The sequence below is a fragment of the Sphingopyxis sp. genome (assembly GCF_036261875.1).
In the GTDB taxonomy this organism is placed as follows: domain Bacteria; phylum Pseudomonadota; class Alphaproteobacteria; order Sphingomonadales; family Sphingomonadaceae; genus Sphingopyxis.
In genome coordinates this window covers 13,519-27,007 of record NZ_DATAJZ010000032.1, presented here as the reverse complement: position 1 = coordinate 27,007, position 13,489 = coordinate 13,519, and the positions used below count along the sequence as shown (strand labels likewise).

12 protein-coding genes are annotated in these 13,489 nt (G+C 63.8%); 6 read left to right on the top strand and 6 right to left on the bottom strand.

The features are described from left to right. Positions 1-142 precede the first annotated feature (142 nt). From VHO04_RS14270 to VHO04_RS14250, 5 genes are all read right to left on the bottom strand, one after another. Positions 143-2,677 carry a TonB-dependent receptor gene (locus VHO04_RS14270; protein ID WP_329628903.1) on the bottom strand — a complete coding sequence of 845 codons (2,535 nt, stop codon included), beginning with the start codon at positions 2,675-2,677 and terminating at the stop codon, positions 143-145. A 248-nt stretch (positions 2,678-2,925) separates the two neighbouring features. Then, on the bottom strand, positions 2,926-3,246 hold the full coding sequence (locus VHO04_RS14265; protein ID WP_329628902.1) for a 2Fe-2S iron-sulfur cluster-binding protein: 321 nt from the start codon (positions 3,244-3,246) through the stop codon (positions 2,926-2,928). A gap of 80 nt (positions 3,247-3,326) precedes the next feature. After that, positions 3,327-4,061 (bottom strand): SDR family oxidoreductase, encoded by a 735-nt coding sequence (locus VHO04_RS14260; protein WP_329628901.1) that lies wholly within the window; start codon positions 4,059-4,061, stop codon positions 3,327-3,329. Between the two features lie 147 nt (positions 4,062-4,208). Continuing rightward, a complete protein-coding gene (locus VHO04_RS14255) occupies positions 4,209-5,114 on the bottom strand; it encodes an alcohol dehydrogenase catalytic domain-containing protein (protein ID WP_329628900.1) in 906 nt (301 codons plus the stop codon). Continuing rightward, positions 5,114-6,466: an aromatic ring-hydroxylating dioxygenase subunit alpha gene (locus VHO04_RS14250; protein ID WP_329628899.1), complete on the bottom strand. Its 1,353-nt coding sequence runs from the start codon at positions 6,464-6,466 to the stop codon at positions 5,114-5,116. Before VHO04_RS14250 ends, VHO04_RS14255 begins: the two co-directional genes overlap by 1 nt. Before the next feature lie 173 nt (positions 6,467-6,639). On the opposite strand from VHO04_RS14250, the gene VHO04_RS14245 reads away from it, so the two are divergent. The 3 genes from VHO04_RS14245 to VHO04_RS14235 all read left to right on the top strand — a co-directional run bounded on the left by VHO04_RS14245 (position 6,640) and on the right by VHO04_RS14235 (position 8,911). Next, positions 6,640-7,503, top strand: a complete 864-nt coding sequence (locus VHO04_RS14245) for a Rieske (2Fe-2S) protein (protein WP_329628898.1) — start codon at positions 6,640-6,642, stop codon at positions 7,501-7,503. 90 nt (positions 7,504-7,593) lie between these two features. Then, positions 7,594-8,175 carry a hypothetical protein gene (locus tag VHO04_RS14240; protein ID WP_329628897.1) on the top strand — a complete coding sequence of 194 codons (582 nt, stop codon included), beginning with the start codon at positions 7,594-7,596 and terminating at the stop codon, positions 8,173-8,175. Beyond that, positions 8,147-8,911, top strand: a complete 765-nt coding sequence (locus VHO04_RS14235; RefSeq protein ID WP_329628896.1) for an SDR family NAD(P)-dependent oxidoreductase — start codon at positions 8,147-8,149, stop codon at positions 8,909-8,911. Before VHO04_RS14240 ends, VHO04_RS14235 begins: the two co-directional genes overlap by 29 nt. Here the strand turns inward: VHO04_RS14235 and VHO04_RS14230 are convergent. Beyond that, positions 8,908-9,681, bottom strand: coding sequence for a 2-oxo acid dehydrogenase subunit E2 (locus tag VHO04_RS14230; protein ID WP_329628895.1), 774 nt, complete (start codon positions 9,679-9,681; stop codon positions 8,908-8,910). The two genes, VHO04_RS14235 and VHO04_RS14230, sit on opposite strands and share 4 nt — an antisense overlap. Positions 9,682-9,868: 187 nt before the next feature. Here VHO04_RS14230 and VHO04_RS14225 point away from each other — a divergent pair, with 187 nt between their 5' ends. The 3 genes from VHO04_RS14225 (at position 9,869) to VHO04_RS14215 (ending at position 13,413) form a co-directional block, all read left to right on the top strand. Then, on the top strand, positions 9,869-10,759 hold the full coding sequence (locus VHO04_RS14225) for a TetR/AcrR family transcriptional regulator (RefSeq protein ID WP_329628894.1): 891 nt from the start codon (positions 9,869-9,871) through the stop codon (positions 10,757-10,759). A gap of 182 nt (positions 10,760-10,941) precedes the next feature. After that, the gene (locus tag VHO04_RS14220) at positions 10,942-11,718 is read left to right on the top strand and encodes a glucose 1-dehydrogenase (protein ID WP_329628893.1); all 777 of its coding nucleotides are present in this window, start codon (positions 10,942-10,944) and stop codon (positions 11,716-11,718) included. Between the two features lie 150 nt (positions 11,719-11,868). Beyond that, on the top strand, positions 11,869-13,413 hold the full coding sequence (locus VHO04_RS14215; RefSeq protein ID WP_329628892.1) for an AMP-binding protein: 1,545 nt from the start codon (positions 11,869-11,871) through the stop codon (positions 13,411-13,413). The last annotated feature ends 76 nt before the right edge of the window (positions 13,414-13,489 follow it).

Here is a 13,489-nt window from a genome sequence, read left to right as displayed (position 1 = left end):
TCCTTCTTGCGCGGCACGAGCGGTTCGCGCCGCGCTGCCGCGCGTTGTCCGGATGCTTCTCCAGGTTCAATTGCACAAAGAAAAAGGCGCCTCCCGAAGGAGGCGCCGAGTTTGCCCTAGAGATTTGCCCGGGGGTTCGTTGTCAGAAGCGGAAGGTCGCCTGCAGGGTGACAAGCCGCGGAACCGGCGAATCCGCCACGATGTCGCCTGCGTTTCCGAGCGGCTTGTCCGTCGTCGCCGGTGGGTGCCAGTTGCTGTCGAACAAGTTGGTGGCGATCAGCGCGAACTGCCAGCTGTCGTCGAGTCGGCTCAACCGGAGCGACGCATTCACGATCTCATGCGATTCCTGGCCCGGCGAATAAGGAATCTGCCATGCCGGCGTCTTGTTGTAGATATAGCCGTCGATCGTGAAGCCTATCCCCCAGTCGTTGCTGATCGGGGTCTCGTAGCTGGCGCCGATGATCGCCTGGAACGGTGCTGGGCCATAACGAAGGCCCGACATATACCGGGCCTTCCCGGTGCCGACGCCGGTCGAATAGCACGCGCCGGGCGTCTTCGCCGTTCCGGCGGTCGGGGCTGGAAGTACCGTTTGTCCCGCATAGCATTGCGCGCCGTCGAAGTCGGTGAATTTGAGGTCGGCATAGGAGGCCGCGAGACGCAAGGTCAGGTCCGGCGTTGCCTTGAAACGGAGTTGGCCCTCGATCCCCTGGTTGCGGGCGCCACCGGCGTTCTGGGTGAAGAAAGAGGTGGTCGTTGCATCGAAGGTCTGAACCTGTAGGCCGTCATAATCATATCGATAGGCCGTGAGGTCGCCGGTGAGGCGCCCACCCAGCAATGACGCCTTGATCCCGACTTCACCGCCCTCGACGGTTTCCTCGTCGAACAGGAAGGGGCGCGACGGGTCGGGAAGCGTCGAATAATTGGCCACGGTCGACGGATTCGACGCACCGCCCGACAGGTAGCCGGTCTTGTACGCCCCGTAGATCGTGACGTTGGGCGTTACCTTCCACGTCAGCGTCGCTTCGGGCGACACATTCTCGCCCTCGAACTCGGGCTTGTAGCGGAAGCCGGCCGGCGAGAAATTGGGCAGGCGGTTGAAGATGTTGCCGATGTTCGTCGACTTTTCCTCGCGCGTCCAGCGCGCGCCGCCCGCCAATTCCAGATTGTCGAGGATCGACCAGCGCAGCTGCGCGAAGGCCGAATAGGTTTTGCCGCGGCTTTGTCCGGTCGAGATCAGCGTGTCGTAGATTCCGTTGAACTCCCCGGGGCCGGTGAACGGACCCAGGGCCGCGATCTTCGTGCCGGCGACATATTCGCGCCGCTCATTCTGATAGAAAAGGCCTGCCGAGAAGTTCAGCGGTCCGTCGTAGTTGGAGACCGCGCGGAACTCCTGCGAGAACTGCCAGCCCTTGTCGCGCTGCGTATTCGTTGCCTGGCCGAAGCTGGTGTAGTCGAAATTATCGAACGCGCTGTTCTTGTAGTCATAATAGCCGGTCACCGAGGTGAGGTCGATGGCACCGAGCGCGAGGTCGAGCGTCAGCGATGACAGCGAAACGCGTGTCTTGCTGAAAGGCTTTCCGTCCTCGGGACCGTTGTACAGGTTGCGGGTCACCTCCAGCGGCGGCATTCCATTCGACGACACATTGTTGGCGACGCAGTCGCCGAACGGGTCGGGAATGCCATAGGCGGTCGGCCGTGTTCCGCCGCACGCGACGATCTCGCGCGTCCCCGAACCGCCATTGTTGCGTTCGGTCGAATAGAGCGAGCGCAGCGTGACCGTCAGATTGTCGGACGCCTTCCAGAGCGCGGTTGCGCGCACGGCGTTCGATTTCGTTCCCGGACCCCATTCATAGCCCGAACCGGGCAGGATCATACCGGCCTCAGCCGGAAAGGGATCGGCCATGGGTTCGGAGACATAACGGAGATAACCGTCCTGCATCCTGCTGACGCGCCCTGCGACGCGCACCGCGAAATTGTCGGCGACCGGCAGCGTGATTGCGCCCTCGATTGTCGGCGTGTTGGTCTTGAACTGATATTGCGCGGTGGCATAGCCTTCGATGACGCCGCCCAGTTCGGGGGTCTTGCTGAGGATCGAGACAACACCCGCGGGGCTGTTGCGGCCGAAGAACAGCGCTTGCGGCCCCTTGAGCACTTCGATGCGCTCGAGGTCGAACTGCGCCATGGTGACGACGCGGCCGCGGGTCAGCTGGACGCCGTCGAAGTTCATCGCCACCGGCTGTTCGTTGCCAAGGTCGTTGGCGAGATTGCCGACCCCGCGAATGGAGAAGCTACCGCCGCTCGACGATGAGGGGGTGCGGACGAGCTGGACGCCCACGACCTGATTGGCAATTTCGGACAGATCGCTGGTCGCATAGCGTTGCAGTGCTTCGCTCGACAAGGCGGCGGCGGCGACGGGGACGTCGAGCAGGCGTTCCTGGGTCCGGCGTGCGGTGACGATGATCTCGTCGTCGCCTGCGGTGCTGCGCTGGGCGGGGGCAGGCTGCGGGTCGCTGTCCTGCGCCTGTGCGGTCATGGGGCAGAGCGTCGCGATCGCGAGCAGCGAGACGCCCCAAAATCCTTTGGCAAAACCCGAACCCGTGGAACGGGAGGCCGCCGTATCGGGCATCCGCTTCGACACCACATCGATGGTGCCAGGCAAGTTTGACGGAATCGTCATGAATTCATCCTCCCTCTCCGAATGCATCTTGCGTGCACTGCCTCCTAAATGGAGGACGCGTTATACAAATAGATCGTTTGCGCGATTGTCAAGAGAGGAATCTCTTGGAAAATCCCGATAAGTCCGAGAAAACAGCGATTATCAAGAAATTATAACGATATGTATTTCTCGCGCGAACTCCCCGTGCGAAGCCGCACGGCCAGAGGTTTCGAGAGCACGTCGGGTGGGTCGCGCTTTCTTGCGTCCGGCTAACGCTGTTCCTCGGGGATCGACAGGATCAGGCCGTCCATGGCGTCGGTCACCTTGACCTGGCACGAGAGGCGGCTGTTGTCGCGGACCTCGTTCGCGAGGTCGAGCATCGCGTCCTCTATGTCGGTCCGCGGCCCCGCCGCCTCGATCCAGTCGGCGTCGACATAGATATGGCAGGTGGCGCAGGCGCACACACCGCCGCAATCGGCCTCGATGCCGTTGACGCCATTGTTGATCGCGCCTTCCATGAGCGAAAGTCCGACTTTGACGTCGACGATGCGCTCGGAGCCGTCGGGTTCGATATAGGTAATTCTGGCCATGATCCGATCCGTTGTTTCCGCTTCTTCCTTGTCGCCGGCCGCTCGCGGTCAGGCCTTGCCCGCCCGCGCCCGCAGGCCCTTCATGGCGCCAACGGTTCGTTGTGGACCACGATCGCCTCGCCCGACAGGCTGTCGTCCTCGATGATCCGCCGGACTTCCTCGGCGATTTCCTCCGGCCGCAGCAGGCGGATCGATTCGAGGATCGGCTGGAGCCAGTCGGCATCCTTGGCGACGATCGCGGTGTCGGTGACTGCCGGGCAGAGCGGGATCACGCGAATCCCGAACTCGGCGTGCAGCGGCTTGCACGATTCCGAATAGGCGAGGATGCCCCGCTTGGACGCCGCATAGGCGGGATCCTTGGGAAGCGGGCCGAGCGCTGCGGTCGAGGCGGTGTTGATGATGACCCCCGGCACGGCGCGCGCGCGCAGGAAGCCGACGCCCATTTTGGTCCCGATCATCATCGCGATCAGGTTGATTTGCATCGCCGCGATCATGCGGTTGATATTGTCGTCGGGGAAATCGGGCGGGCCGCCCATGATGCCGGCATTATTGTGGATGATGTCGAGGCCGCCCGACCGCTCCTCGGCGCGTGCGTACATCGCGATCGCGGCGGCGGAGTCGGACAGGTCGACGGTCTCGGTCAGCGCTTCGGCGCCAAGGTCGCCAACTTCGACGGCGACGGCCGCAAGACCCTTTTCGTCGATGTCGGCGAGGACGATCGTGCTGGCGCCATTGCGCGCGAGCATGAGCGCGCAGGCGCGCCCGATGCCGCCGCCCGCCCCCGTGACTAATGCGCGCTTTCCCCGAATATCCATGTCTCTCTCCCGAATGCGCCGCTGTTTTCCGGAAGGGGCCGGCCCGTCAGGCGCGGCGCCGGGCTTCCCGATCGGCCATTTCTATATCGCGTGCTAATATCATTTCGCCTGCCGAGGCAAGCGGAAACGCACGCGCTCCGGACACGCCTATTTCAGCGGTTCCATGACGACGAGCCCCGCACCCGCGATGCGACCGCTTTCCATTTCCATCACCGCCTCGTTGATCTGTTCGATTGTATAGCGTTTGCCGATCATGACCGAGGGGTCGAAGCGCCCGGCGGAGATCCAGTCGGTCAGCAATGCGATTGCGCGGTCGCGATCGGTCGACTTGTCCGGAGCCCCTGCGTCGGTCCAGGCGACCGCGGGATCGAGCGCGCCGCGGCTTGGCGATCGGTCGTCGCGGCAGTCGAGACCGCGTCGCGCACCGGCAGCGGCAAGGTCGGCGCCGATGGCCAGGCACGTGCTCGCGCCTGCCGCCGCTGCGGCGGCATGGCAATGGTCGGGCGCGACCGCGATGACGTTGGCCGCGCCCGCGGCGCGCAGAGCGGCGATCGCCGCCAGCGCCAGTCCGCCACCGCCGGCGACGAGGACCGGCTCGTCGGCATTGGATTCGACGAACCGCTTCGCGAGCGCGGTGGCGGTGAGCGCCGTCCCGCCGACCAGGCCCAGACTGTCGCGGTCGGTGACGATGTTGCGCGGAAAAGGCGCGACATGGCGGTCATCGACGAGCGCATTGGTCGTCCAGGTGGAAACCGGGCGATCGGCCTTTGCCGCGTCGCTATCGGATGTCGCCGCGATGATGACCTGATCCCCGACCTTCACCTGCGTCACCGCATTGCCGATTGCGGCGACGATGCCGACGCCTTCGAGGCCCGGCACCAGCGGCTGCCAGTCGGGCTCGTCGGATCGGGCCAGCAGCGCGACGTCGGCGGGCGTGATTGCGGCGGCAAACATCTCCACCGCAACCTGATGTGCGGCCGGCGCTGGAAGCTCCACCTCCTCGATTGCCAGAAATCCGAACGGTTGCAGCACGGCTCTGCGCCCGAGAGTCATCAGTCCTGCTCCACGAAGCCGTCGAGAAGCTGGCGGACGCGCAAGCGTTCGGGAATGCGTTCGATGCCGATGATGCGGTCGAGCATCTCGGCCGAATTATAGAGGCGGCGCTCGTTATAGCCGATGCGCAGTCCGGGCAGTCCGGGGGAGGACAGCGACCTGAACATCGGTTCCATATTGCGCACATCCTCTTCCATGATCGTCATCGGGGTCTGCAGCGTCGCCTGCCGCATCTGTTCGATCGCGGGCGTGTCCTCGCCCCAGTCGGGCACGAAAGAGGTCCATTCGAAGAAAGTGTGGGCGGGGTCGACCGGCCAGGCTGCGAGGATCGGGAGGCCGCGAGCGGAGGTTGGGGTCGTGAGGTTAGGGAAGAGGCTGTAGGTCAGTACAGCGCCGTTCACGATCGGCTGCACCGTCTTGATCAGCGGCGTGCCGTTGCCGATCAGCGATTCGCGCGCGCTGTCGGTGGCGGCATCCCAGTCGGTCGGGCCCGTCATGCCCATCATTTCCTGCTGCCGCTTGGCGAAGGGCGTCACCATTCGCGAATGGCCGTGCGGGAACATCGCATGGGTCACACCGCGCTGGTCGAGCGAGACGACGCCGTCGTGATGGTGGATGTGCTTGAAGTGATAGACCTCCTGAAACGCTTCGGTCGCGACCTTCCAGTTGGTCCTCAGCAGGACGGTGGCGCGCGAAAACATCCGCAGCTTCGCGCATTCATATTGCGCCATCTGCGGCACCACCGGACCCAGCCACTCGAGCAGCGGAATCGCGTCCGGATCGCGATTGACGAAGATAAAGCCTTCCCAGACGTCGCAGCGATATTCGGTCAACTGGCGATGCGCGTGCGGGACGCTTTCCAGCGTCTGCCCGGCGGGAACCGCGACGAGCCGTCCGTCGAGGTCGTAGGTCCAGCCCTTGCGCTGGCATTGCAAGACGCCGCCAGGCAGGTCGAAGTCGGGAAATTCGACCTGCATGAACATCCGTCCCGGCGCGTCGAAGGGCATTTCATGCTGATGCGCGCCCAAGTCGGCCAGCGGCACCAGTGGTGCGTCGTTGGGGCTTTGGTTGAGAAAGGCGCGGATCTGCCCCTGTGCGTCGCGGACGAGGACGATCGATCGCCCGCTATAATCCCAGACCTGATAGCTCGCCGGGCGCGGCAGTTGCTCGGCGCGGCCCGCGTAGAGCCAGGTTCGCGCCCACATATACTCCTGTTCGAGGTCGAAAAACAGCTGTTCGGTGTAGCGTCCCGCTGGAATCACGGGGAGCTCCGGGAAGCCTTCGGGCAATCCTTCGCGGTCGAATTCCGCCAGAATCTTGCCCTTGATCCGGTCCATGAGTGCCTGATCCATCGTTCCCGCTCCTCGCCCTGCTTTTCCGGCCTTTCGTGCTGCCAAAATCGCTTTCGGCGGCACATTTTCCCGATCACTATACGAAAAGGGGAATGCGTGCTAGAGTTTGTTCGGAGAATGCGATACGGCTAGAGCGAGAAGAAAAGCCGTCGCTATCGTTCGGGAGAGGATCATTGTCGCTGACGCTGCCTGCCAAGCCGCCGGAGAATGCGGTCCTTTCCAAGAATTTCCTAGGTGACGCCGAACTCTACGAGCGCGAGCTCAAGCAGATTTTCGCCCGATTCTGGATGCCCGTCGGCCGCGCCGAGGAACTGGCCGAGGTTGGCGGCTATTTCACTTGGGAGCGCACGCGCATCCCGACGGTCATGATCCGATCGGTCGATCAGCAGATCAGGGGCTATTACAACAGCTGCCGCCATCGCGGTGCTCCCGTGGTGCGAACTCCGACCGGGCGCGCCCGTGCCTTTCGCTGCCAGTACCATAGCTGGACCTATGACACTTTCGGCAAGTTGATGGCGATCCCCGACGAGCGCGATTTCGGTAATATCGACCGCTGCGCGCATTCGCTGGTGCCGCTGCGTCTCGCCGAACTGGGCGGCTGGTTGTGGATCGATCAGAGTGGCGAGGCGCCCGACCTCGCCAACGCGCTCGGCGCCTTGCATCCATGGCTCGAAGCGCACACGCAATATCGGTTTGCCGGGCGCCGGACCCGGGTGGTCGATGCGAACTGGAAGCGCGTGATGGCGCATCTGGGGGCTCGCGCCGCGGACGCCCCGTCGCATTTTCCGAACATTTGCTTCGCCGAAACGGCGGGCGAGTTGTGCATGATGGCTGCGTGGCCGCGGGACGAGCAGACGACCGAGGTCGAGCTGGTGCTTTGCGTCGCGCCCGATGCCGCGGAGCCCTCGCCCGACGCGCTCGAGAAAAAGCTCGATGAGGTGCTGGCGACGCTTGTGCCGGGGCACGCTGCTTTGGACGATGTGCTATCCGGCGATTTTGCGGGCGCCTGGTCGCGCGCGCTGGCGCCGCAAGGCTAGGGTGGGGCGGCGGCCTTGGCGATCGATGTTTCGGGCGGCGCACCGCTGCGGGCCATGTTGAAATTCTGGCCGGAAATTGAGGCTCCGCGCTTGCCGAGCGGTGCCGTCGCGCTGAACGGCGGGGCGTTCGACTGGCGTGTCGATCTACAGGGAGACGGGATGCCGAGCGATGCCGCCGGCGTCCTGCTCGCGCTTGTTTCAGGGGCTGCTACTGCTCCTTTGCGGCCCGTGCCGAGTGATCCTGATCGAGCGGAACATGCGGCGGAAGGCGCGCCTCTCCGCCCGCCCTTGTCGCTCTGGCGCGCGCGCGACGGCTGGCTGCTCGTCCATACCGCGACCGGTGAGAGCTGGCGCAATTTCTGCGCCACCTTCCTCAACCGTTCGGCCTATCGCGATGTCCCTGCCGGCCGGGCCTGGGCCGACGCGGGGATCAATCACCTGGCGACGATCATATTGGACACGCACAAGGTCGACGATGCCGTCGGAACCTGCCTTACCTATCAGGTGCCCGCCGCCGCCGTCCCCGGATGGCGCGACCGCGAACGCGGTGCCGAGGGCAGGGCGCTTGCCGAGCGGCTGGCTTGGGCCGCGCTCGCACCGTTCGGCGACGGGCTCCATTCTCCTGAAGATCATGAGGTGCCAGATGGACGACAATCGGACTTTCGAAGGTAAGACATTGTTGATCACGGGCGCGAACCGCGGGCTGGGGGCGGCGCTTGTCGAAGCTGCCTTTGCGCGGGGTGCGGCCAAGATCTATTGTGGCGTGCGCGATATCGCGAACTTCGGACCGGCGCTCGATCGTTTCGGCGGACGCGCGGTTGCCGTCGCGCTCGATGTGACGAACGACGCGCATGTCGCGGCCGCATCGGACGTCGTCGACGTCGACATTGTCGTCAGCAATGCGGGCGTGACGCATATGGTGCCGCTGCTCGAGACGACGCTGGAGGGCGCGCGTGCGACGATGGAGACCAATTTCTTCGGGCCGCTCCGGCTGGTCTATGCTTTTGGTCCGGATCTCGATGCTCGCGGCGGCGGCTTTATCTCTGTGCTTTCGCTCGCGGCGCTCGTTCCCGCGCACGGCGCCGAATTGTATAGCGCGAGCAAGGCGGCGGGCACGATGCTGGGCCATGCGGTGCGCGGGGCGATGCCCAACGTCGCGGTCACCCTCGCTTATCCGGGACTGATGGATACCGACATGATGCGCAGTTCGGACTTCGCCAAGACTTCGCCGCAGGAGATTGCGGCGAACATCCTCGACGGCTGGGCGGGTGGTGAAACGGCGGTGTTCCCCGATCTGCATTCCCAATATCTGCGCGACGCGTTCGTCGGTCGGCCGCAAGAGGTCCTGACCGATCCCTATGCGTTGATGCGCGACGCGCTGCTGCGGTATCTGGAGGCGCGCGGTTAAGTGGTCGCCCATTCCTCAGGCGCTTCGATCACCTCGCGCAGTTGCTGAAGCCACCGCGCGCCGGTGGCGCCATCTACGACGCGGTGATCGCAGGTAAGTGTGGGTGCAATCACCGTCGCGACATAGGGCGCGCCATCGACCACCCGATATTCCTCGAATGCGGTGCCGACCGACAGGATACATGCCTGCGGCGGATTGATGATCGAGGTGAATTCGGTCACCCCGAACATGCCGAGGTTGGAAATGGTCATCGTGCCGCCCGAATATTCTTCGGGCAGGAGGCGCTTGCGGCGGGCGCGTGCGGCCATGTCCTTCATTTCCGCCGAGATGTCGGCGACCGATTTTTCCTCCGCCGCCCGGATGATCGGGGTGATCAGCCCGCCTTCGATCGCGACCGCGACCGCGATATCGGCGTGGGCGTGGAGCAATATGCCCTTCGGGTGATAGCTCGCGTTGATCGCGGGATAGCGGGCGATGGCGATCGCCGCCGCCTTGATGATCAGGTCGTTGAACGAAATCCGGCCGTCGGTGCGACCGGCATTGATCGCCGCGCGCGCGGCTTGCAACCGATCGACCTCGATCTTCGACTTCAACGAGAAATGCGGTACTTCGCCGAAGGATTCGGTCATGCGCCGTGCCATGGTCCGCCGGATGACGTCGAGCGGCTGGACGATGTAGCTGTCGTCGGCAATGCCCTGCTTCCGGACCTCTTCGAGCAGCAGCGGATCGGGAGCGATCGATTGGCTCCAGGGCTTGTGGTCCAGCATCATATTCTCCGGCAGGTCTAAATATTACCATGCGCTATATAATGTTGTGCGGCATGGCAAGGCGGCGCGTGCGAAACATTGTTGAAACGAAGCGGTGAACCGTGCGAGATGTTGCGGGCGGTTAGCAGCAACAGACTATCGGCTGCACGATGCGCAGGTCAGCGGGGGCGGTCCCGGCAGGAGAGTGATCATGGAAGAATCCGTTGCCGGACGCCCGACAAAATATAAGAGCGATAGCATCATGGAGCGGCGCGAGCGTATCTTGCGCGTCGCGCGCAAGATGATCGCCCAGTCGGGGGTTGCGGAACTGAGCGTTCGCGAGTTGTGCGCGCGTGCCGGTATTGCGCAGAAGACACTGTATAATGCCTTTGGCAGCAAGGATCATGTGATCACGCTGGCCGTCACGCAATATACCCAGGAATTCAATAATTCCGTCTATTATAAATTTCCGCGCGAGACGCTCGAAGGACAGATCGAGCGGATGATCAAGGTCCATTCGCGCAATACGCAGCTTCGATCCTACACGACCGCGATCATGTCGGTCTATAATTCGGCCCAGTCGGATCGCGAGCTGCGCAACGCGGTGCGGCTGATGTCAACCAATGCCTACAAGCCCTTCGTCGAGATGCTGAACGAGGAAAAGGGACTGCAAACCAAGGTTACTCCCGAACATATCACCGCCTATCTGACGACCAATACTTATGCGACGCTGACCGACTGGTGCATCGGCGACATCGAGGACCAACTGCTCGTTGAGCGGGTCTGCGAGGGTTTTCTGATGATCGTCGCGGCGTCGACGCGCGGCAAGCACAAGGCCGATGCCGAGCAATGGCTGGGTGACCTCCGGAACAGCCGGTCGAGCTGGATGACCTTCCGCAAGATGGCCGAGGTCGAGCCCGGCGAATTGCGTGCGGCCTTCCTGCAGACGCACAAGGCGAAGCAGCAGGGGCAGGCCGGGACATCGGCCGACAAGGCGGCGATCGGCGACGCGGCAGGGGCTAAAGCCAGGAAGCGAGGCGCCGCGAAAGCCGCGACGACCCTCCGCCGATCGCCCGCGAAAAAGGCGGTCAGCAAGACCTGAAACGCGCGATCGTCTGGTGTCGCTGGATGGCTAACAAGCCTCTGGTATAATAGTATAGCGTGCGCTACTATTTCTCGATCCGGCTCTTGTGGTCCGGCGAAAAACGCACGCGCCCTCCCGGCTGGTGCGCTCCACTGAGTGCGCGAGCGAGGAAGAGGGTGCGTCGTCGAGGGAGTAGGGATATGGACACCAACGGAAGGGTCGCGGGCAAGGTTGCGCTCGTCACCGGCGCGGCTTCGGGGATCGGGGCGGCGATCGCTGAACGGTTGAGCGAGGAAGGCGCGCGCGTCGTCGTCGCCGACATCAATATCGAGGCAGGTGAGGCGCTGGCAGCGGAATTGCGCGCGGGCGGGACCTCGACGGCGTTCGAGCGGCTCGACGTCACCAGCGAGGCGGAATGGCAGCGCGTCGTCCACGACACGCTCGGCGGCTTTGGCGGGCTCGATATTCTGGTCAATTGCGCGGGCGTCGCGACCGGCGGGCAAGAGCTTTTGCAGCATGATTTTGCCAATTGGCGGCGCACGCTTGCGATCAATCTCGATGGCGTATTCCTCGGGCTTCGTTATGGCGGAGCGGCGATCGTCGCCAATGGCGGCGGCGCCATCGTCAATATCAGTTCGGTCGCCAGCAAGGCGGCGGTGATCCGCGGCGCCGCCTATTGCGCGTCCAAGGCAGGCGTCGCGCAGCTGACCAAGGTGGCGGCGCTTGAATGGGCATCGCTAGGCGTTCGCGTCAATTCGGTTCACCCCGGCTATGTCGAAACGCCGCTCGTCGCCGAGTTGATCCGGCAGGCCCCCGATGCCGATGCGATGCGCGCCGCGGCGATCGCGCGGCATCCTATGGGGCGGCTGGGCCTGCCCGCGGAAATTGCAAACGCGGTGCTGTTCTTCGCGAGCGACGAGGCCGGCTTTGCGACCGGCGCCGAGCTGCTGGTCGACGGCGGCTATGCCTTGCCCTGATCGATCCGCATCGCCGTAATAATTTTATAACATATAATACTATTCACGTGATGCGATGATGATTATAGCATCGCGCGAGATGATTCCCGGTTCGGCGAAACCGGGCAGGCGGGCGGCCGTATCGGCGAACCGCGAAGGAGAGGAGAGACTATGGCGCTCGCGTCGCATCGCATGGCTGCAATCGCCGGAGACGGGCTGGCGCTGGCCGACGAACGGATTTCGCTGAGCTGGGTTGAGCTCGATGCGATGCTGAATCGGGCGGCCAACGGCCTGATCGCGCGACCGATGGGGGGCGAGCGCCGTGTCGCAGTGTTTGCGGCGAATTCGAGCGAGGCGGTCGTCGCCTATCTTGCGTGTCTGCACGCCGGTGTTTCGGCTGTGCCGGTCAACCCGAACCTCAAGGCCGACGAACTTGCCTATATCCTTAGGGAATCCGAAGCTGAAATCCTGTTTGTCGGCCCCGAGACGACAAAGGTCGGAGGCGAGGTGGCGCGCGCTGTCGGCGGCGTCGAGGTGATCGGTTGGCGGTGTGAGGCCGAAGGAGGGGTGACCGCGTGGGAGGATTGGCTGGCCAGCCAGTCCGACGCGCCGCCGCCCGACGATATGGCGCCGCGACGCTATCTGCAGTTCACCTCGGGGACGACGGGATTTCCCAAGGCGATTGACGCGGTCGACACAACGCTGCCACGGGCGGACACGATTGCCCAATTCTTCACCCTGCTGCGCGAGTGGACCGCCGAACGGCCCGAAGGGACGCACCTGTGTCTCGGTCCGCTCTATTTCAATGCCTCGCTGACCTCGGTCCGCATCCTTGGCGCGGGCAACCCGCTGGTCGTGATGACCAGATTCGATGCCGAGCGGGCGCTCGAACTGATCGAGCGGCATCATATCGTCACGACGCTGATGGTGCCCACCCATTTCAAGCGATTGCTGTCGCTGCCCGAGGCGGTGCGCGCGCGTTTCGACGTGGGCTCGCTCAAGGTGGTGACTCATACCGGCGCAGCTTGTCCGCCCGACGTCAAGCGCGCGATGATCGACTGGTTCGGTCCCGTGCTCGTCGAAGCCTATGGCGGTACCGAAAGCGGGACGACCAATCTCATCTATTCGGACGAGTGGCTGGCGCATCCGGGCTCGGTGGGTAAGACGATCGCGCCCTTCGAGCTCGAAATCTATAGCGAGGCGGGCGAACGGCTCGGTCCGGGCGAGCCGGGGCAGATTTTCTTTCGCGACACGCGGGGGCGGGGGATCGTCTATCGGGGCGATCCCGAAAAAACGCGCGCTGCGCACCGCGAGCCCGGAGTCTTCACGCTCGGCGACGTCGGCTATTATGACGAGGAGGGTTTCCTCTACATCACCGACCGCGTGTCGGACATGATCGTCAGCGGCGGAGTGAATATTTATCCCGCCGAGATTGAACATCTGCTCGTCGCGCATCCCGACATCGTTGACGCGGTGGTGATCGGCGTCCCCAACGCCGACCTCGGCGAAGAAGCGAAGGCGCTCGTCATTCCCCGCGATCCCGCGGCGCCTCCCGAAGCCGAGGCGCTGCTCGGCTGGCTGCGTGGCCAGCTCGCGGCCTATAAATGCCCGCGATCGATCGATTTCGTGAACGACGTCGGGCGCAATCCGGCGGGCAAAGTAAACAAGCGCCAACTGCGCGCGCCGTACTGGCCGTCGGACAGGACCATTGGATGACGATGGGAAACCTTCGCCCCAAGGTCTCTTGCTTTGGTGATTTCTATAACGCATGATAGATTATCGGAATGGTGAT